This is a genomic window from Prosthecodimorpha hirschii (genome assembly GCF_001305515.1).
In the GTDB taxonomy this organism is placed as follows: Bacteria; Pseudomonadota; Alphaproteobacteria; order Rhizobiales; family Ancalomicrobiaceae; genus Prosthecodimorpha; species Prosthecodimorpha hirschii.
This window is the reverse complement of sequence record NZ_LJYW01000001.1, coordinates 554,170-574,484: the sequence shown is the minus strand read 5'-3', so window position 1 is coordinate 574,484 and position 20,315 is coordinate 554,170. Positions and strand designations below refer to the sequence as shown.

The 20,315-nt window shown below is 68.8% G+C and carries 16 protein-coding genes; 5 read left to right on the top strand and 11 right to left on the bottom strand.

Annotated features, from left to right (window positions below; translation table 11 throughout):
- Nucleotides 1-141 precede the first annotated feature (141 nt).
- Together ABB55_RS02385 and acmB are read left to right on the top strand one after the other, a co-directional pair.
- On the top strand, nucleotides 142-1,785 hold the full coding sequence (locus ABB55_RS02385) for a flavin-containing monooxygenase (protein ID WP_054357372.1): 1,644 nt from the start codon (nucleotides 142-144) through the stop codon (nucleotides 1,783-1,785).
- Nucleotides 1,786-1,911: 126 nt separating this feature from the next.
- Nucleotides 1,912-3,105 carry a methyl acetate hydrolase AcmB gene (acmB, locus tag ABB55_RS02380; RefSeq protein WP_054357371.1) on the top strand — a complete coding sequence of 398 codons (1,194 nt, stop codon included), beginning with the start codon at nucleotides 1,912-1,914 and terminating at the stop codon, nucleotides 3,103-3,105.
- A 79-nt stretch (nucleotides 3,106-3,184) separates the two neighbouring features.
- Here the strand turns inward: acmB and ABB55_RS02375 are convergent, their stop codons facing one another.
- The 5 genes from ABB55_RS02375 to ABB55_RS02355 form a co-directional block, all read right to left on the bottom strand.
- Entirely contained in the window at nucleotides 3,185-4,723 is a 1,539-nt protein-coding gene (locus ABB55_RS02375) for an amidohydrolase family protein (protein ID WP_054357370.1), read from the bottom strand.
- Nucleotides 4,711-5,622 (bottom strand): carbon-nitrogen hydrolase family protein, encoded by a 912-nt coding sequence (locus ABB55_RS02370; protein WP_054357369.1) that lies wholly within the window; start codon nucleotides 5,620-5,622, stop codon nucleotides 4,711-4,713. Before ABB55_RS02370 ends, ABB55_RS02375 begins: the two co-directional genes overlap by 13 nt.
- Before the next feature lie 9 nt (nucleotides 5,623-5,631).
- Entirely contained in the window at nucleotides 5,632-6,435 is an 804-nt protein-coding gene (locus ABB55_RS02365) for an ABC transporter ATP-binding protein (protein ID WP_054357368.1), read from the bottom strand.
- On the bottom strand, nucleotides 6,432-7,352 hold the full coding sequence (locus ABB55_RS02360) for an ABC transporter permease (RefSeq protein WP_054357367.1): 921 nt from the start codon (nucleotides 7,350-7,352) through the stop codon (nucleotides 6,432-6,434). Before ABB55_RS02360 ends, ABB55_RS02365 begins: the two co-directional genes overlap by 4 nt.
- Nucleotides 7,353-7,534: 182 nt before the next feature.
- On the bottom strand, nucleotides 7,535-8,587 hold the full coding sequence (locus ABB55_RS02355; RefSeq protein WP_054357366.1) for an ABC transporter substrate-binding protein: 1,053 nt from the start codon (nucleotides 8,585-8,587) through the stop codon (nucleotides 7,535-7,537).
- Between the two features lie 405 nt (nucleotides 8,588-8,992).
- On the opposite strand from ABB55_RS02355, the gene ABB55_RS02350 reads away from it, so the two are divergent.
- Entirely contained in the window at nucleotides 8,993-10,534 is a 1,542-nt protein-coding gene (locus ABB55_RS02350) for an amidohydrolase family protein (protein WP_244471953.1), read from the top strand.
- A gap of 1,278 nt (nucleotides 10,535-11,812) precedes the next feature.
- Here ABB55_RS02350 and ABB55_RS02345 read toward each other — a convergent pair.
- The gene (locus tag ABB55_RS02345; RefSeq protein ID WP_054357365.1) at nucleotides 11,813-12,931 is read right to left on the bottom strand and encodes a mandelate racemase/muconate lactonizing enzyme family protein; all 1,119 of its coding nucleotides are present in this window, start codon (nucleotides 12,929-12,931) and stop codon (nucleotides 11,813-11,815) included.
- 102 nt (nucleotides 12,932-13,033) lie between these two features.
- Here ABB55_RS02345 and ABB55_RS02340 point away from each other — a divergent pair, with 102 nt between their 5' ends.
- Both ABB55_RS02340 and ABB55_RS02335 read left to right on the top strand, forming a co-directional pair.
- Nucleotides 13,034-13,714: a GntR family transcriptional regulator gene (locus tag ABB55_RS02340; protein ID WP_054357364.1), complete on the top strand. Its 681-nt coding sequence runs from the start codon at nucleotides 13,034-13,036 to the stop codon at nucleotides 13,712-13,714.
- A gap of 106 nt (nucleotides 13,715-13,820) precedes the next feature.
- Entirely contained in the window at nucleotides 13,821-15,644 is a 1,824-nt protein-coding gene (locus ABB55_RS02335; protein ID WP_054357363.1) for a M14 family metallopeptidase, read from the top strand.
- A 64-nt stretch (nucleotides 15,645-15,708) separates the two neighbouring features.
- Here ABB55_RS02335 and bktB read toward each other — a convergent pair whose 3' ends face one another.
- The 5 genes from bktB to ABB55_RS02310 are packed head-to-tail and all read right to left on the bottom strand — an operon-like array spanning nucleotide 15,709 to nucleotide 20,313.
- On the bottom strand, nucleotides 15,709-16,890 hold the full coding sequence (bktB, locus tag ABB55_RS02330) for a beta-ketothiolase BktB (RefSeq protein ID WP_054357362.1): 1,182 nt from the start codon (nucleotides 16,888-16,890) through the stop codon (nucleotides 15,709-15,711).
- 37 nt (nucleotides 16,891-16,927) lie between these two features.
- Nucleotides 16,928-17,569: a transglutaminase domain-containing protein gene (locus ABB55_RS02325; protein WP_054357361.1), complete on the bottom strand. Its 642-nt coding sequence runs from the start codon at nucleotides 17,567-17,569 to the stop codon at nucleotides 16,928-16,930.
- A gap of 14 nt (nucleotides 17,570-17,583) precedes the next feature.
- On the bottom strand, nucleotides 17,584-18,192 hold the full coding sequence (locus ABB55_RS02320) for a 2-hydroxychromene-2-carboxylate isomerase (protein ID WP_054357360.1): 609 nt from the start codon (nucleotides 18,190-18,192) through the stop codon (nucleotides 17,584-17,586).
- A 2-nt stretch (nucleotides 18,193-18,194) separates the two neighbouring features.
- Nucleotides 18,195-19,802: an acyl-CoA carboxylase subunit beta gene (locus ABB55_RS02315; protein WP_054357359.1), complete on the bottom strand. Its 1,608-nt coding sequence runs from the start codon at nucleotides 19,800-19,802 to the stop codon at nucleotides 18,195-18,197.
- A 4-nt stretch (nucleotides 19,803-19,806) separates the two neighbouring features.
- Complete coding sequence (locus ABB55_RS02310) at nucleotides 19,807-20,313, bottom strand: acyl-CoA carboxylase biotin carboxyl carrier protein subunit (RefSeq protein ID WP_054357358.1); 507 nt, start codon at nucleotides 20,311-20,313, stop codon at nucleotides 19,807-19,809.
- Nucleotides 20,314-20,315 lie beyond the last annotated feature (2 nt).

The window sequence follows — 20,315 nt, the reverse complement described above, 5'->3', positions numbered from 1 at the left end:
CAGGAAGGCTTCAAGACCGGCTCGACGGTTTCGGGCGAGCCTCCGGGCATCCGACAAGGATGGGCTGCGCTGCCGGGAGGGCGCGCGCTCGAGGTGCGTTTGCGACAGGCGCCCCTCAGGGACGGACCATGGGAGGACGATATGGCCGCTTCGGTCACGAACAATCATGCCGGCAAGGCAACGGACGGTGCGACCCGGCTCGATGCGATGATCATCGGTGCTGGTGTCGCCGGTCTCTACCAGCTTCACATGCTGCGCAACCAGGGTCTCACGGTGCGCGCCTACGACAATGCCGCGGGTGTCGGCGGAACCTGGTACTGGAACCGCTATCCGGGCGCCAAGTTCGACTCCGAGGCCTATATCTACCAGTATTATTTCTCGGAAGAGCTCTTCAAGGACTGGTCCTGGAGCGAGAAGTTCCCGGCCCAGCCGGAAATCGAGCGCTGGCTCAACTATGTCGCCGACCGGCTCGACCTGCGCAAGGACATCCAGTTCGAGACCACCATCGAAGCCGCCCACTATGACGAGGCGACGCGCCGCTGGACGGTCCGGACCGGGGCCGGCGAGGTCATCGACACCCAGTATCTGATCACCTGCTGCGGCATGCTGTCGGCGCCGCTGACCGAGGTCTTCCCGGGCCAGGCCAGCTTCAAGGGCCGCATCTTCCACACCAGCCGCTGGCCGCGCGAGCCGATCGATCTCTCCGGCAAGCGGGTCGGCGTCGTCGGCATCGGGGCGACCGGCATCCAGGTGATCCAGACCATCGCCGACACGGTCGGCCATCTCGATGTCTTCATCCGGACGCCGCAATATACCCTGCCGATGAAGAGCCCGGCCTATGGCCCCGATGAGGTCCAGGCCTACAAGGAGCGCTTCGAGGACCTGCGGCAGACCCTGCCGCATACCTTCACGGGCTTCGAATACGACTTCCAGTATACCTGGGCGGACCTGTCGCCGGCCGAGCGCCGCGCCGTCCTGGAGGACATCTATGCGGACGGCTCGCTGAAGCTCTGGCTGGCCTCGTTCGGCGAGATGTTCTTCGACGAGGCGGTCAGCCAGGAGGTGTCCGAATTCGTGCGCGAGAAGATGCGCGCGCGCCTGAAGGACCCGCGGCTGTGCGATCTCCTGATCCCGAGCGACTACGGCTTCGGCACCCATCGCGTGCCGCTCGAGCGCAACTATCTGGAGGTCTATCACCGGCCGAACGTCACGGCGGTCAGCGTCAAGGACAACCCGATCGTGGCGGTGGTGCCCGAGGGCCTGCGCCTTGCCGACGGGACCGTCTACCCGCTCGATGTGATCATCCTGGCGACCGGCTTCGATGCCGGCACCGGCGCTCTGACCCGGATCGACATCCGCGGCAAGGGCGGGCGCTCGCTGACGGAGGATTGGGGCCGCGACATCCGCACCACGATGGGGCTGCAGGTCCACGGCTATCCGAACCTGTTCACGACCGCCGTGCCGCTCGCCCCTTCGGCCGCGCTCTGCAACATGACCACCTGCCTGCAGCAGCAGACCGAGTGGATCAGCGCCTGCATCGCCCACCTCAGCCAGCAGGGCAAGACCGTGATGGAGCCGACGGCGGAGGCCGAGGAGGCCTGGGTCCGGCACCACGACGAGACCGCCGGGGCGACGCTGATCGCCAAGACCAATTCCTGGTATCTTGGCTCGAACGTGCCCGGCAAGCCGCGCCGCGTGCTGTCCTATACCGGCGGGGTCGGCACCTATCGGCGCAAATGCGACGAGGTCGCGGCCGGGGGCTATCCCGGCTTCGTCATCCAGTAGCGGCGAAGACCGCGCGAGGCACGGAGCGGGCAGGTTCGGAGCCGGTCCCGATCCCGACACGGGTGCGGCGGGCGGCACCGGACTGCCCGCCACGCAGCGATGACGAAAAGAACAAGGGAGGAAGCGATGCAGAATGGCTTTTCCGCGTCCGCGGACGCGATCCTGAACGGCGTGGTCGAGACCGCGCCGCATGTGCCCGGCGTCGTCGCCATGGCGACCGACCGGACCCAGACCATCTATCGCGGCGCCGCCGGCAAGCGGCGGATCGACCGCGACCAGCCGATGACCACCGACACGGTGTTCGCGATCTTCTCGACCACCAAGGCGGTCACCGGCACGGCCGTGCTGCAGCTGGTCGAGGAGGGGCGGCTCGATCTCGATGCCCCGGCCAAGATCTATGCGCCGGCGATCGGCGAGTTGCAGGTGATCGAAGGCTTCGATGCGGCCGGCGAGCCCCGGCTCAGGCCGCCGAAGCGGGAGATCACCACCCGCATGCTGATGCTGCACACGGCCGGCTTCGGCTACGATTTCTTCAACGCGACCTACAATCGGCTGGCGATCGAGAAGGGGCAGCCGAGCGTCGTGACGGCGTCGTTGGCCTCGCTCACGACGCCGCTCCTGTTCGATCCGGGCGATCGCTGGGAGTACGGCACCAATATCGACTGGTGCGGCCAGGTGGTCGAGGGCATCACCGGCGAGCGGCTCGGCGAGGTATTCAAGCGCCGCATCTTCGAGCCGCTCGGCATGACCGACACCGGCTTCGAACTGACCGAGAGCATGCGCAGCCGGCTCGCCGGCATGCATGCGCGCGGGGCCGACGGCTCCCTGACCGCGCTCGACTTCGAACTGCCGGCCACGCCGGAGGTGCATATGGGCGGCCACGGCCTGCACAGCACCGTCGAGGACTACATGCGCTTCATCCGCATGTGGCTGAATGACGGTGCCGGCCCGCACGGCCGCGTGCTGAAGCCGGAAACCGTCCGGATGGCGGCGCAGAACCAGCTCGGCGACAAGAAGATCTGCATGCTGCCGGGCGTCATCCCGTCGCTGTCGAACGATGCCGAGTTCTTCCCCGGGCTGTCGAAATCCTGGGCCTTCACCTTCATGGTCAACGACGATATCGCCCCGACCGGTCGCCCGGCCGGTGCGCTCGGCTGGGCCGGCCTCGCCAACCTGTTCTACTGGATCGACCGCGAGAACGGCTTCGGCGGCTTCTGGGCGACGCAGATCCTGCCCTTCGCCGATGCCGCCTCGTTCACCGGCTACATGGCCTTCGAGACGGCCTTCTATGACGCCCTGGCGCAGAAGAACGCCGCCTGAATTCCAGGTCTCCTGAACCGTACGATCCCGGGCGAAGTCCTGCGACAGGACTTCGCCCGGCTTCTTTCCGGCCCTCGGATCAGACCGACGAGGAGGCCTCGTAGAAGGGCTTGCGCGGCTCGTCGCGGATATAGCCCTCGTAGAACTTCTTCACATGCGGGAACACGTCGAAGCCGAGCTGACGGCGGGCGATCTCGTCCTCGGTCCGCGGCTGGGCCAGGATGTCGTGGATCTCCTTCAGCACCGCGTCGCGGTCGATCTTGGTGAAGCGGCCGTCTGCATAGACCACCTCGCCGTCGACATAGACCGCCGAGACGTGGCGGGCATGGGCGCGCTGCACCAGGGCGTCGAGCAACGGGATGTCGGTATCCTGGTAGGGATAGAAGGCGGCATCGATGTCGATCAGCACGGCGTCGAAATGGCGGCCCGGATCGAGCCGGCCGATCTCGCTGCCGAAGGCGGTCGTCTTGGCGCCGCCCTCGCTCGCCATGCGGAAGATTTGCGTCGGCGTCGGCACGTCGTCGTCCATGCCGGGGGTGCGGTGGACGCGCAGCGCCAGCTTCAGCTCCTGCAGCATGTCGCGGTCTTCGTTGATGCCGGCCTCGTCGAGACCCATGCCGACATTGATGCCCTTCTTCTCCCAGACATTGAGCGGGGCGAGGCCCGAGCGCAGGCGGAAGTTGGACGAGCAGTTGTGGCAGATGCAGGTGCCGGTATCGGCCGCGATGTCGATATCCTCGGCATTCAGCCAGACGCCGTGGCCGAGCGTCATGTGCGGGCCGAGCAGGCCGAGATCGTAGAGATGGCGCATGGCGGTCTTGCCGGTGCGGCGATAGGCATATTCCTTCTGCAGCGCGGTCTCGAGCAGATGCATGTGCATCGGCACGTTGGCCGAGCGGGACTTCTCCTGCAGGGCGAGCAGGCCGTCGTCGGAGACCCAATGCAGGTTGGCCGGCGCCAGCTGGATGCGGGTCAGGCGCTGGCCCTGGTTCTCGGCGTGCAACTGGTCGAACAGGCGCATGAAGTCCGAGAAGGGCATGGCCTGGGACTTCAGATAGGGCAGCAGACGGTCGGCGAGATCCTTCGGCAGGCGGGCGCAGAAATCCTCGTCGGCCTCGTAGACGAGGCGGTTCTGCTCGCGCACGGCGTAGCAGTAGGAGGCGCGCATGCCGATGTTGCGGTAGCCGTTCAGCACCTTGGTGGCCGCGCCGTGGATGGCGTCGTAGCCGCCCTGCATCCAGCCCTGGATATGCTGCACGGTGGTGATGCCGGAGGCGATCATCTCGAAGGCCGAATAGAGCGTGTCGAGATAGAGGTCGAGCCGGCGCGCCGGGATGCGGCTGGCGAACCACAGTTCCAGCGGATGGTCCGGCGAGCCGTGCTGCAGCGGCGTGATGCCGACATGGTGGTGGGCGTTGACGAAGCCCGGCAGCATGGCGTGCTTCGGATAGGTCTTGACCGGCGCGGTCGGCGCCAGCGCGACCATCTCGTCGAGCGTGCCGGTCGCCACCACGACGCCGTCGCGGGACAGGACCGCGCCCTTGTCGATGACGACCGGGTTGTGGCGGTCCGCAGCGCCGGTGATCAGCGTGCGGGCCTGGACGATCAGTTCTGCCATGGCTTTTCTCCTTGGGGGGCGTTCTTGAGCGGAAGGCGCAGGCGCGCCGCGGTCGGGTTCGCGGCCCGGGCGGCGGCGAGCGCGGCGGGATCGATGTCGATCAGGACAATGGGACCCGGCCGGCCGTCCGGCGCGGACGAGCCCTGTGGGGACGGGGGCCCGTCGGCGACGGCCAGGACGGCGCCGTTCGGCGAGATCGCGGCGGTCGCGCCGTCATGCAGGACGGCTCGGCCGGTCACGGTCTCGGCGCCGAAGCGCGCGGCGGCCAGCGCATAGACGGCGTTGGCGCGAGCGTGCGTCGCCAGTTCGCCGAGATAGAGCGGGGCCGGATCGGCCGGCGCCGGTCCGGCGACCAGCACGGCGACGCAGTCGGCGCCCCCGGCCGCGGCGGCGCGCCAGCATTCCGGGAAGCGCCGGTCGTAGCAGATCAGCGGGGCGACGCGGATCGGGCCGATTTCCAGCACCCGGACCGTGGCGGCGCCGGGCGTGAAATGATCGGCCTCGCCGAAGGCGTCGCCGTCGCCCGGCGGCGGCAGGTGGATCTTGGTGGCGGCGATCTCGATGCGGCCGTCGGCCCGGGCCAGCAGGGCGGCGTTGAACGGCGGCGCCCCGGCCGCCCCGGCCAGCGGCGCGCCGTACAGGATGGCGACGCCGAGGTCGCGGGCGAGATCGGAGGCCCAGCGGGCGGTCGGGCCGTCGATCGCTTCGCCGGCGAGCGGGAAGCGGGCCGGATCTTCCGCAGCCGTATAGGGCCAGGCAAAGAGCTCCGGCAGCAGGACGAGGTGGGCGCCCGCGGCCGCCGCCTGCCGGATGCCGGCCTCGGCCTGATGGCGCGCGGACGCAGGATTCCCGTCGGCGGGGCCGGTCCCGACCGCGCCTAGTCTGAAAGGCGTGCCCATCGGATGGCCTCAGGCCGCTTCCTGTTCGGCGAAGGCCCGATCGACCTCGGCGGCGAGAAGCTCGGTGAACATGTCGCGATACTCGTGGTAGCGCGGGTCGCGGGTCGGCCGCGGGCGGGGCAGGTCGATCGGCACGATGGTCTTCACGCGGCCGGGTCGGGCGGTGAACACCACCACCCGGTCGGCGAGCGCGATGGCCTCGTCGATCGAATGGGTGACGAGCAGGATCGAGGCGCCGCTGTCGCGCCAGATCTGCAGGAGGAAGTCCTGCATGCGCGAGCGCGTCTGCACGTCGAGCGCCGCGAAGGGCTCGTCCATCATCAGGACCTTCGGCTTCATGGCCAGCGCCCGGGCGCAGGCGGCGCGCTGGCGCATGCCGCCGGACAGTTCGTCCGGCTTCTTGTCGAGCATATCGCCGAGGCCGACGCGCTTCAGCATCTCGATGGCGATCTCGCGCCGGCGCACCGGCAGCACGCCCTGGATCGACAGGCCGAAGGCGACGTTGTCGGCGATGGTCAGCCAGGGAAACAGTGAGGCCTCCTGGAAGATCAGGCCGCGCTCCGCCGAAGGCTCGGTCACCGGCAGGCCGTCGCAGACGATCGAGCCGCCGCTGACCCCTTCGAGGCCGGCGATCATGTAGAGCAGCGTGGACTTGCCGCAGCCCGACGGGCCGAGCAGGACGACGAACTCGCCCGGCGCCACGTCGAATTCCAGGCCGCGCAGGGCCTCGACCGGGGTCCGTCCCTCGGGCGTCCAGATCTTGTCGACGGCCTTGATCGACACGGAGGGGCGGGCGGAGATGGGGCGGTTCATCGGGAGGCTCCCTCGCCGGGGGCGACCCACCAGAGCGTCTTGCGCTGGAATTCGCGCAGGGCCCAGTCGCTGAGGAAACCCAGCGCTCCGATGATCGCCATGTTGAAGAAGACGAGCTTGGCGTTGAAGGTCGCCCTCGCCATGTTGGTGATCTGGCCGAGCCCGGAGCCGACGCCGACCGTCTCGGCGACCAGAACGACCATCCAGGCGCCGAGCAGGTTGAGGCGCACGGTCATGAACAGGCTCGGCAGAATGGCGGGCAGGATCACCCGCCAGAAGGTCTGCCGCTCGGTCGCCCCCATGATGCGGGCGACATGCAGATAGTTCTTCGGCACGCTGGCGATCTGGGCGCCGGTCGACAGGACGATCGCGAAGAAGACCGTGATGAAGACCAGGAAGATGGCCGGCACGTCGCCGATGCCGAACACGAAGATGGCGACCGGCAGCCAGGCGACCGGGGAGATCGGCGCCAGCAGAAGCACCGTTCCGAGAGCCAGATTGCGGAAGGTTTTGATGTAGTGGATGAGCGCGCCGACGGCCGTGCCGAGCACCAGACCGAGCGCCAGACCGGTGAAGACGCGGAACATGGTCCAGCCGGCGGTGGCCATCAGGGCGGTCGCGCCGCCGCCGGTCGCCATGTGGCCGACCTTGTTGGAGCGGTCGAAGAATTTCAGCGTGCCGGGAATGTCCTGCAGGAACATGTGCGGCGGCGGCAGCAGGAGCGGATTGGCGACTTCGACATACCAGAGCAATTCCCAGATCGCGGCGAACAGGCCGACCGAGACCAGCCCCCAGAACAGCGACGTGAGCCGTCTCTTCGCGGCCGGCGACGGAAAGCTCCGGACGGGAAGCTTGCCGCCGCCGAGCGAGCCTCCGAGTGGGCTGCCGGAAGGAACCGATTGTGCGCTCATGGTCATGGCTACTCGTCGCGTTTTCGAACGGAGAGGACTGCGGAGAGGGGCGCGGGGATGCGGCACCCTGCCGGAACGGGAACCCCGGCGGGTGCCGCATTGCCGTCCATTCGGGTCCGGGCGATCAGGCCGTTCGGCGCGGTCGCGCGGAGAGAGGAGGGGGCCGCCTGCGGGAGCGGCCGCCCCGATCAGGCGGACTTCAGCTTCAGGCCGTCGTAGAGCGGCTTGTTCTCGGCGATGACGGCCTCGAGCAGCGACCAGTCGAAAGCGCCCTTGTCGGGGGACTTCTTGACGTAGCCGAGTTCCTGCATCGAAAGACCGCGATCGATGATGAACTGGGTCTGGTTGCGCTGGTCGACCACGATCGGCTGCTTGGTCGAAGCGTCCATGGCGGCTTCCATGGAGGTCTTGTAGTATTTGCCGACCGTGTCCTTGAGGGCCGCGGTCTTGTCGGACTCGGCCTGGGACTGGGCGACCATCAGCGCCTTGATGACCGCCTTGACGGCGGCCGGGTTCTTCTCGATCAGCGGGGTGCGGACGGCGAGCACGCAGTCCGAATAGCCCTTGCCGTAGAGATCGGTGCCGTCGGACAGCACGGTCGCGCCCTTGCGGCCGATGACGCACTGGGTGGCGTAGGGCTCGATGTGGCAGATCGCGTCGATCGCGCCGGCGATGAAGGCCTGGGCCAGTTCCGGCGAGGTGTCGAGATACTTGATCTGCACGTCCTTGAAGGACAGGCCGGCCTTCTTCAGGTAGTCGTAGGGCAGGACTTCAAGCGTGTCGGCCTGGAAGGTGCCGAAGGTCTTGCCCTTCAGGTCGGCCGCGGACTTGATGCCCTCCTTGGCAACGATGATGCAGCCCTGCACGCCGCCGCCGGCGACGATCTTCACCGGCGCGCCGGCATCGTAGAGCGTCATGAAGTTTGAATAGGGGATCATCGAGATGTCGACGAGACCCGCGCCGAACATGGTGGTGATCTCGGTATTCGACGGGGTGACGACGAATTCGAGGTCGACGCCGTCGGCCTTGGTCAGACCGCGCTCCTTGGCGAGGAAGATGCCCATATTGCAGAAGCCGGACCCATGCGTCGCCTTGACGGTGGTGGCGGCAAAGGCGGGCTGCGGCATCAGCATGGAGGCGAGCGACGCGGGCAGCGCCACGGTCGCAGCGCCCGCGGCGGTCGACTTCAGGAAGCCGCGCCGGGAGAAATTCCGATAAAAAGTGCCATCACGATCGCACATGGTCCCCTCCGGTTCTTTGGAACCGAACTGGACCCCGTCCTGGCTCGAACCACCGTTGAGCCGGCGGATCGAGAGGCACGCGCAGCGCCCCACGATCCCTGCACGGGATCCCGACGATGGGCACGCCAACCCGAAAGAGCCTGACGCTCTGCGCTGACCCCCTATGAGCAAGCGCCATGCCAATGCGGCGCCGGCCGAGAGGGCCGCACGAATGCTAACGATGCCGAATGTTACGATATAACATACGATTGGCAACCCGGATGGCTGCCCAAATGTGAGGCACCGGCCGGGTGCGGAATGCCTTGATCCGAAGCGTCATCGTCGGCAAGTTCGCGCGGCTTCTCCAACATCAAGCGCAAGCGGGCGGTTTTCGCTCCGGCTGCGCCCCCAATCCCGGTCCGAACCATGTCCCCCACCGCACAAAATGCGGGCGGCCGCGCCGCCGCTCCGACCGATATCCTGATCCGCGGTGGGGAGATCCTCGTCGAGACGGGGCAGGGGCGCCGGCGCGAGACGGCCGATCTTCTGGTGTCCGGCGACCGGATTGCGGCGATCGGGACGGCGCTTCAGGCGCCGGCCGGATGCGCGATCGTCGAGGCGGCCGGCCACCTGGTCATGCCGGGGCTGATCAACGCGCATTTCCATTCGCCCGGCAATTTTATGAAGGGCATGCTCGACGGCCTGCCGCTCGAACTGTTCATGCTCTACGAGGTGCCACCGCTGGCGCAAGGCGCCGATTCCGGCCGGCTCGCCCATGTCCGCACGCTGCTCGGCGCGCTCGAAATGCTGAAGCTCGGCATCACCTCGGTGATGGACGATGCCTTCCATGTCCCGATCGCCACGCGCGACAGCGTCGACGGCATCATGGCGGCCTATCGCGAATCCGGCATGCGCGCCCGCGTCGCTATCGACCAACCGAACGTGGTCGAATACGACAAGTTCCCGTTCCTCGCCGACCTGCTGCCGCCCGAGATGCGCGCCGCCATGGATGCCGCGCCGCGCCAGAGCGGGGAGGAACTGATCGAACTCTACCGCCATCTGATCGACACCTGGGACGGCGCCGCCGACGGCCGCCTGTCCGCCGCCCTGTCCTGTTCGGCGCCGCAGCGCGTGACGGTGCCCTATCTGGAAGCCTTGTCGCGGCTCAGCCGCGAGCGGCACCTGCCGTTCAACATCCACATCCTGGAGACCAAGCTGCAGCGCGTGCTGGGCGATGAGAAATACGGCCGCTCGCTGGTCCGCTACGCCCATGACAACGGCGCGCTGTCGCCCGACACCGTGGTGATCCACGCCATCTGGGTCGACGACGACGACATGCGCATCCTGGCCGAGACCGGCGTCACCGTCGCCCACAATCCGGTCTGCAACCTGCGCCTCGGCAGCGGCATCGCGCCGTTCCGGGCCTGGCGCAACGCCGGCATCCAGGTCTGCCTCGGCACCGACGAACTGATCGCCGACGACAGCGCCAATCTCTGGGGCGCCATCAAGGGCATGGGGCTGGTCCACACGCTCGCCGATGCCGATCCCGCCACCTGGCCGGCCGCGCCGGAAATTCTCGATACCATGTGGCACGGCGGCGCCCGCGCACTCGGCCTCGAAGGCCGGATCGGCCGGCTCGCACCCGGTGCGCTCGCCGACCTCGCGGTGGTCGATCTCGACACCTTCGCCTTCACGCCGCTCAACGATATCGAACGCCAGCTCGTCTATTGCGAGACCGGCTCCTCGGTGCGCCACGTCATGGTCGCCGGCCGCTGGGTGGTGCGCGACGGAAAGGTGACGACGGTCGACGAGGTCGCGCTGCGCCGGGAAGCCCGCGCCATCATGGCCGAAGCCGCCCCCGGCATGGCCGCCGCCCGCGAGGCCGGCGCCCGACTGGACCCCTACTACCGCGCCATGGTCCGCCGCGCCCACGCCCGCGACGTCGGCCTCCGCCGCCGCCTGGACTGAGGGCGTCAGGATTGCGACTTTGGGGGATGGAGAGGGACGGGGTATCGCCGGATAGTTTCCAATCTCCCAACGGATCCCCGGCCGAAGCGTCAGCGGAGAGCCGGGGCCTACTCTCTCGGCGACTTGCCGCGATGCCCCAGTTCACTCGTGATCTTGACGCGGCTGCGATGCGAGTAGGTCCCGGATCGGCGGCCCTTCGGGCCTTGTCCGGGATTGCGGTTTGAGGGGATGGCGCCGCGGGGCTGGGCGGTGCGGAGCGGGAAGCCGCTGGTTGGTTTCGAATCTCTCGACGGATTCTCGAATCTCTCGACGGATCCCTGATCTCTCAACGGATCCCCGGCCGTAGCGACAGCGGAGAGCCGGGGCCTACTCCCATGGCGGCTCGCCGCGACGCCCAGCATCCGCGCGTGATCTTGACGCGGCTGCGACGGGAGTAGGTCCCGGATCGGCGGCCCTGCGGGCCTTGTCCGGGATTGCGGTTTGGGGGATGGGGAGGGGCTGGATGGCCCGGCGCGGGAAAGCCGCCGGATGGGTCCGAATCTCTCAACGGATCCCGGGATCTCTCGTCGGATCCCCGGATCTCTCAACGGATCCCCGGCCGGAGCGTCAGCGGAGAGCCGGGGCCTACTCCCATGGCGGCTTGCCGCGATGCCCCGCATCCGCGCGTGATCTTGACGCGGCTGCGATGCGAGTGGGTCCCGGATCGGCGGCCCTTCGGGCCTTGTCCGGGATTGCGGTTTTGGGGGGCGGCGAGGGGCGGGACGGTGCGGAGCGGGAAGCCGCTGGATGGTTTCGGATCTCTCGACGGATCCCTGATCTCTCGACGGATCCCCGGCCGGAGCGGCAGCGGAGAGCCGGGGCCTACTCTCACCGCAACTTGCCGCGAAGCCCCGAAGTCACGCGCGATCTTGATGCGGTTGCAATGCGAGTAGGTCCCGGATCGGCGGCCCTGCGGGCCTTGTCCGGGATTGCGGTTTGGGGGAGCGGCGAGGGGCTGGACGTGCGGAGCGGGAAGCCGCTGGTTGGTTTCGAATTTCTCGACGGATCCTCGAATCTCTCGACGGATCCCAGATCCCTCGACGGATCCCCGGCCGGAGCGGCAGCGGAGAGACGGGGCTTACTCTCACTGCGGCTTGCCGCGACGCCCCGAAGTCACGCGTGATCTTGATGCGGCTGCGATGCGAGTGGGTCCCGGATCGGCGGCCCTTCGGGCCTTGTCCGGGATTGCGGTTTGGGCGGGGGGCGAGGGGCGGGCGAGCCCCGAGGGCGCCTGCGGGATCAACCCAGGCTCTGGCCGTGCGCTTCCAGGCTGGCGGCGAGGGGGGTGGTGCCGGCGCCGGGCTGTTCGGGGCGGACGTAGCGGCCGTCCTCGACCCGGATCGGTTCGGCGAAATGGTCCTTGATCCAGGGGATGTATTCCAGGATCGAGGAGGCCGGGTGCCAGAAGCTCAGATGGACGTGGACTTGGCTCATCTCGCCGGCATGCGGGGCGACCGGCAGGCGGTGGGCAAGGGCGAGGTCGGCGACCTCGATATATTCGGTGATGCCGCCGAGCCGGGTCACGTCGGGCTGGACGAAATGCACCGCCCCGGCATCGAGGAAGCTGCGGAAGGCGTCGAGCGTATAGAGCTGCTCGCCGAGCGCGACGGGGATGCGGCTGGACCGGGCGAGCGCGGCATGCGAGGCCACGTCGTCGTACCAGAGCGGTTCCTCGAACCACAGGATATCGAGCGGTTCGGCGGCGCGGGCGAAGCGCAGGGCGGTCGGCAGGTCCCATTTGCCGTTGCCGTCGATGGCCATGGTTACGTCGGGGCCGATGGCGCGGCGCACGGCTTCCAGCCGGCGCACGTCGCGCATCGGATTGTCGTGGCCGACCTTGACCTTGATGCGCCGGAAACCCTCGTCCTCGACGGCCTTGCGGCAGAGATCGACCAAGAGGTCGTCGCCGAAGGAGAGCCAGCCGATATCGGTGTTGTAGGCGTCGAGATGCTCGCGCGTCGCCCCGCCGAGATGGCGCCAGAGCGGCAGGTCGGCGCGTTTCGCGGCCAGATCCCAGAGCGCGATGTCGACCGCCGCCACCGCCAGATGGGTGATGCCGGCGCGGCCGACCCATTGGGTTGCCGGGTTGCGGGCGAGTTTCTTCCAGAGCCGGCGATGGTCGCGTGCGTCCTCGCCGAGGAGCAGCGGGGCGTAGCAGTCGCGGATGCAGGCGGTGATCAGCCGGTCGGAGGCGAGATGGGCATGGGTGCCGGTGAAGCCCCAGCCTTCCAACCCGTCCTCGCTGCGGATTCGCGTTCCGACGACGCCCCAATGGGTGATGGAATGGGTCGAATCCGCGATCGAGGACGCCGTCAGCGGCAGATGCATGATGAAGGGATCGACGGCGGTGATCTTCATGGCGAGGCGCACTCCATTTTGCCGGAGAGAAACATCGGCCGCGGGGCTTGGCAATAAAAAATTTTCTGTTTTCTACTTTCATGGGCAGACGAGGAGATCGCCGTGAGCCTGAGCAGAGCCACCCTAGCCGACCGGGCCTATACGGAACTGCGCGACCGGATCCTGTCCGGCCGCCTCGGCGGTGGACGCCGGCTGCTGCCGGAGGAACTGGCGGTCGACCTGGACATCAGCCCGACGCCGATCAAGGAGGCGCTGATCCGGCTGGAGGCCGATGGGCTCGTCGAAAGCCCGTTGCGCAAGGGCGCCTTCGTGCGCCGCTTCACGGCGCGCGTGGTCGAGGAATTGTGCGAGGCGCGCATGATGATCGAGCCGCCTTCGCTGCTGAATGCCTTCGTGTCGGGCGGCATCACCGGCGAAATGGTCGCCAGCCTGCGGCGCAATCTCACTCTCCATGCGCGCCACGCGGAGGGGGGCACGCTGGACGACCTGCAGATGGCGCTGGCGCTCGACCGCGAATTCCACGAGACGCTCGTCGCGGCGGCCGACAACGAGACGGTCAGCGCCTGGCACGCGAAGCTGCTCTGTCAGACCCATACGGTGCTGGTCTGCCGCAACGATTCCTATGCAAGCGCGATCGGGGAACATGCGGCGATCGTGGATGCGATCGCCGAAGGCCGCCCGCAGGAGGCTGCCGAGGCATTGCACAGGCATCTGCACGAGGCGATGGCCAACATGCTCCGCGCGGTCCGGCTCTACGAGGAGCGCTCGACGCGCCGCGGGTGAGCCGAGCCGTCTCGTCCGTGCCTGTGGGATGCGCCGCATCCGGCATTCCCAAGCCCTCGTCAGGGGCATTAGTGTCGAGGCCAACCGAAACCAGCGCGGGGCCGCCATGCCGCTTCCCTTCCGGCAGACCTTCGCCCGCACGCTCGATCGGCTGGTCGCCGAAGCCCGGCCGGGTGAGACGATCGAGGCCTGGACCTTCGACGATGCGGCGGCGCGTCGGGCTGCGGAACGGCAGGTCGCCGAGGCCGGCGGCATGGCCCGATTCCGGAGTGCCTACAAGCCTCTCGTAACCTTCTTTCGCGAGGAACTGGAACTCTCCGGCTGCCGCGGTGTCACGGTCCGGTATCCGGTCCACCCGGCCGCGCCCGAGGCCCGCTTCCGGCTCGAGGCCTATCCGGTTGCCGCCATGCTGGCGCCGATCCCGGTGCGCCTGGAGCCGCTCCCGCCGGGAGAGGACCTGAAATACCGCGTAGAGATCGAGCGGGACGGCGGGATCGAGCATCATCGCGTGTTCGCCCCGAATCGGATCGCCGTCGACCATCTCGGCACCGAGTGTCTGACGCCGACCGGCTGGCTGCGGCGGATACCGGCGCCGGCAGGCGGCGAGGACAGGGACGGGGCGGGGGCCAATGACGAGGAGGACGGCGGGGCTCGGGATAAGACCGGAGACCCGCCGGGCGCTCGGCTCGCGACCGACTACGAGACGCTGTTCGCGGCGGCCATGGCGGCGGTGGCCGGCCATCCCTGGCCGGAGGCCGAGCCCCATTTCGAGGAGCTGCTCCTACGCGTCCGCATCCCCGCGGCCGACGCGCCGCTCGGCGTCGGCCACGAGAGCCTGAGCCTCGCCGAGGCTATGCACGAGGATCTCTATTTCTCGATCCTGGAATGGTTCGGCGCCCGGTCCGGGCGCGCGCCCGGCGACCGGCGGCTGAAGCCGGGCCAGATCGTGCCGGAGGTGTCGGTCGGGGCCGGCCCGCCGGGATTAGAGGTCGCGCTCCGGTCCTTCGCGGCCGACGCAGCGGAGGCGCCCGGCCGTTTCGACGAGGCCGACGACGGCCCGCCGTCGCCGGCAACCATCGCGGCCGAACTCGACCGGCTCGGCGGCACCGCGTTCCACGTCGCCAGCCGGGCCGGGCGTACGGTCTGGGCGCGCCATGTCGCCGGTTCGGATGCGGCCGTGATGATCTCCGCCGCTCAGCACGCCAACGAGACCACCGGCATCGCCGGCGCGCTCGCCGCGGCGCGCGTGATGGCCCCCTGGCCGGAGCGGCATTTCACGCTTTGCCCGCTTGAGAACCCGGACGGCCATGCGCTGCACCGACGGCTGTGCCGCGAGCAACCTGCCCACATGCACCATGCCGCCCGCTATACCGCCCTCGGCGACGATCTCGAATATCGCGAGGCCGGGCCGGACGGCACCGGGCTCTACGAGACGGCGATCCGCCATGAGGCCGTCCGGCGCTCGGGCGCGCGGCTGCATGTCAACCTGCACGGCTACCCGGCGCATGAATGGACGCGGCCGCTGACCGGCTATATCCCGCGCAACTTCGCGCTCTGGACCATCCCGAAGGGCTTCTTCCTGATCCTGCGCCATCATGCCGGATGGGCGGGGGCGGCCGAGGCGCTGCTCGACCGGGTGACGCGGGACCTCGCCGCGCTCGACGGGTTGGTCGCCTGGATCGCGGCGCAGAGGCGGCAGTTCGAATTTTATGCCGGCGCCGTCGATGTCCGCATGGTCAACGGCCTGCCGTGCCACGTCTCCGCCGACGATCGCGGCGTGGTGCCGGTCACGCTGATCACCGAATATCCCGACGAGACCATCCGCGGCGACGCCTATCGCCGCGGCGTCGCCGTGCAGAAGGCGACGGTGCTGGCCGCCTACCGGGCCTGGCAGGCGGTTTCGGGCACCGGACTTCTGCCCGGGGCCTGACCTGCCCCCGGGCGCCGAATGCCCGCCCGCGCCGGATGTCGGTCCGGCGCCGGAAGACGCGGGCTCAGATCCGCTCGATCGCCAGTGCGATGCCCTGGCCGCCGCCGATGCACATGGTGATCAGCGCCCGGCGGCCGCCGGTGCGGTTGAGATGCGAGATCGCCTTCACGGTCAGGATGGCCCCGGTGGCGCCGACCGGATGGCCGAGCGCGATGGCACCGCCGTCCGGGTTGGTCTTCGCGGGATCGAATCCGAGATCGCGGGAGACGGCCAGCGCCTGGGCCGCGAAGGCCTCGTTCGATTCGACCAGGTCGAAATCCTCGATGGTCAGGCCGGTCCGGGCGAGCAGGCTGCGCACCGCCGGCACCGGGCCGATGCCCATCAGGCCCGGCTCGACGCCGGCATGGGCATAACCGATGATCCGGGCGAGCGGGGTCAGCCCGGCGGCGGCCGCGCGGCGCTCGGAGGTCAGCACCACCGCGCCGGCGCCGTCGTTGATGCCGGAGGCGTTGCCGGCCGTGACGGTGCCGCCCTTCTTGAAGACGGTCGGCAGCTTGGCGAGGCTTTCGGCCGTGGTCTCGGGCTTGGGATATTCGTCGACCGCAAAGGCGACGGTGGCGCGGCCCTTCTGCACCTCGACCGGGAGGATCTGGTCGGCGAAGCGGCCGTCGGCGAGCGAGGCCGCCGCGCGGCGCTGGCTCTCGGCCGCGAAGGCGTCCTGCTCGGCGCGCGAAATGCCCCATTTCTCGGCGACGTTCTCGGCCGTGATGCCCATGATGCCGCTGCCGAACGGGTCGGTCAGCACGCCGGTCAACCCGTCGGCGAGCGTGGTGTCGCCGAGCCGCTGGCCGAAGCGCCCGGAATTCAGATAGTGCGGCGCCCGGCTCATCACCTCCGCGCCGCCCGCCACGGCGACCTCGACATCGCCGAGCATGATCGATTGCGCCGCGGAGACGATCGCCTGCACGCCGCTGCCGCAGAGCCGGTTCAGCGTCATGGCCGGGGTCGATTTCGGGATGCCGGCCTCAATGCCGGCGACGCGGGCCAGATAGGCGTCCTGCGGTCCGGTCGGGATGACGTTGCCGAAGACGACATGGCCGACCTGGTCGGCTTCGACCTTCGCGCGCTTCAGCGCTTCCGCCGCCACCTTGGCGCCGAGCCCGGCCGGGGTCTCGCCCGAAAGACTGCCGCCGAAACTGCCGATCGCGGTCCGTGCCGCGCCGACGATCACCACATGTTCGGTCATTCCGCCCCTCCTGAGTCTGTCGTTTTCGTGCCGCGGTTCAGGTCCGCTCGGCGATCGAGGCGGCGACCAGGCGTGGATAGTGGGACCGCATCTCGGCCGCGAAGGTCTCGATCGGCATGTCGTCGTAGCTGCCGCGGTCGAGCACATAGTCCATGTGCCGGCGACCGTCGGGATCGAATTCGTGGAAGATCGAGTCGCTGCGGCCGTCGAAATCGAGCGGCTTGACGTTGAACTTCCGGCAGAAGGCCAGATCGAAGGCCGGCGTCGCCTTGACCCATTGTCCGTCCAGATGCAGCACCGTGAAGGCGTGCCAGTAGAACACGTCGGTGCCGATCAGTTCGAGCATGCGCGGCGTCGAGAGATGGTTGCGCACGTCGGCGAAGCCGATCCGGGCCGGAATGCCGGCGGCCCGCGCGGTTGCGGCGAGCGCGATCGCCTTCGGCACGCAGAAGGCCGCCGGCGCCGCCAGCACGTTGGAGGCGACGAAGAGATGCGGCTCGATGCCGAAATGGCGCATGTCGTAGGGGATGGCGTCGCGCATCGCGTAGTAGAGGCGGATCGCCCGCTCGCGGTCGCTGCCCGTGCCGGCATGCCGGTCCACGAAGTCGCGAACCGGCTCGGACTGCGAATCGATGAAGGCCGTCGGCTGCAACGCCGCGTTTCCGTCCGCCTCGCTCATCACGCCTCTTTCCCTCACGCCGGGGTTTTGCCGCCGCCGAGCCGCCAGTCGATCTGCGGCAGCCGGTCGGCCCCGAAGAAGCCCTCGCCGTCGACGACCGCATAGGGCGAGCCGATCACGCCGATGCCGGCCGCCTCCTCGATCGCCGCCGCCAGCCGGCCGCGACCGTCGGCTCCGTCGATCATCGCCTGAACCGCTTCTGCGCCGAAGGCTAGCACGCTCGGCAGGCCGGCCAGCACTGCCCGATCGGCTATATTGAGGCCATCGACGAAGAAGGCACGGAAGATGTCGCGGGCGAGCGGCAGCGCCAGGTCGGGACGCTCGGCGATCGCGGCGTGATGCAGCCGCGCGGCGAGATGGGCCGAGATCTGCAGGGGATCCGGCATGCGGAACGGAACGCCGTGGAAGGCGGCCGAGCGCGGCACGTCCAGGTCGAAATAGGCGCGCCGGGCCGGCTTCTCGAGCGGATTGCCGACGCCCTGGCCCTTGAAGACCGCCCACAGCAGGATCGGCCGCAGTTCCAGCGTCCGACCGTGGCGTGCCGCCAGCTCGGCCAGCGGGTCGAGGGCGAAATAGGCATAGGGCGAGGCGAAGTCGAAGTAGAGGCGGATCGGTTCGGACATGCTCAGAACCTGAAGACGCCGTAGCCCGGAGGTCCGAGCGGGGCATTGAGGGAAGCCGAGAGGGCGACGGCGAGGGCGTTGCGGGTGTCGACCGGATCGATGATGCCGTCGTCCCACAGTTCCGAGGTCGAGTAGTAGGCGGAGAGCTGTTCCTGGTAGGCCTTGCGCGTCTCCTCCCAGACCTGATCGACGGCCGCCTGATCGACGGTCCCGCCGGCCCGCTTCATCTGGTTCGCCTTGACCTCGGCCAGCGTGTTGGCGGCCTGATCGCCGCCCATGACGCCGATCTGGTGGTTCGGCCAGGCGAACAGGAAGCGGCCGTCGAAGGCGCGCCCGCACATGCCGTAATTGCCGGCGCCGAAGGAGCCGTTGCACATCACGGTGAATTTCGGCACCCGCGAGCAGCTCTGCGCCATGATCATCTTGGCGCCGTCCTTGGTGATGCCGCGGCGCTCGTATTCGCGGCCGACCATGTAGCCGGTGATGTTCTGCAGGAAGACCAGGGGCGTGTTGTTCTGATTGCAGAGCTCGATGAAATGCGCGCCCTTGAGCGAGCTGTCGTTGAACAGCACGCCGTTGTTGGCCAGGATGCCGACCTTGTAGCCCCAGATGTTGGCATAGCCGCAGACCAGCGTGGTGCCGTAGTTGGGCTGGTACTCGTGGAAGCGGCTGCCGTCGACCATGCGGGCGATGATCTCGCGCATGTCGAAGGCCTTCTTGATGTCGTCGGGCACGATCCCGTAGATGTCCTGCGGATCGTAGAACGGATCCTCCGGGGCCTCGCGCTGCAGTGCCCAGCGCTCCGACCGGTCCCATTGCGAGACGATCTCGCGGCCGATCGCGATGGCGTGCTCCTCGCTGTCGGCGGGATAGTCGCAGGTGCCGGACACGCTGGTATGCATCTCGGCGCCGCCGAGATCCTCGACCGAGACATCCTCGCCGGTCGCCGCCTTGACCAGCGGCGGCCCGCCCAGGAACACCGCACCGGTGCCGCGCACGATCACGCTATAGTCCGAGAGACCCGGAATGTAGGCGCCGCCCGCGGTGCAATGGCCGAACACCAGCGACAACTGCTTGACGCCCATCTTGGACAGGAGCGACTGGTTGCGGAAGATGCGGCCGGCCATGTAGCGGTCGGGGAAGACTTGGCTTTGCAGCTGCAGGAAGCCGCCGGCGGAATCGCACAGATGCACGACCGGCAGGCGGTTCTCCATGGCGATGTCGAGCGCCCGCACGATCTTCTTCGCCGTCAGCGGATACCAGGCGCCGCCCTTCACGGTCGGATCGTCGGCGCGCACGACCACCTCCCGGCCGGAGACGATGCCGATGCCGACGATGGAGCTCGCCGACGGCGCCTCGCCGCCATAGGCCATATTGGCGGCGAGCGAGGACAGTTCCAGGAACGGCGTGCCCGGATCGAGCAGCTTCTCGATCCGCTGGCGCGGGGTCAGCTTCTTCTGCCGGGCGAGCCGGTCGAGATCGCGCGGCGGCCTGAGATGGCGGGCGGCCTCCTGCTTCTCGCGGAACTCCGCGACCAGGCGCCGGTTGTGCGCCTCGTTGCGGCGGAACTCGGCCGAGGCGGTGTTGATGGAGGATTCGATCCGTCGCATGGGGTCAACGCTCCTCGGCCGCCGGCTGCAATCGCGCCAGGACGGCATCCTTGTCGAAAACGTCGCCCTCGCGCACCGCGACCTCGGCCAGGAGGCCGTCGCGCGGGGCGGCGAGGGCCATCTGCAGCTTCATGCTCTCGATGGTGATGATCGCCTCGCCGCGGCGGACGGCGTCGCCGGCCTGCTTGTGCACGACCACGACGGCGCCGGGCATCGGTGCCCGGACGCGGTCGGAACCGGCGCCGCTCGCCGCCGCCTCGGCGGCCGGGTCGAAGGGGCGTGCCTCGTAGGTGCGTCCGTCCAGGCGGACATCGACGCCGCCGCCGGCGCCGGGCGCGCGGGTGAAGGCGACCGGCTGCCCGTCGATGCGCAGGCTCTGCGGGCCGGACCGGCCGTCGCAGAGATCTTCGACCCGGTAGCGGTGGCCGCCGATCTCGACGATGAGATGCGGGCGCCGGGCCAGGATCGCGACGCCGTGGACCTGGCCGTCGATCATGATCTTGAAGGTCATGG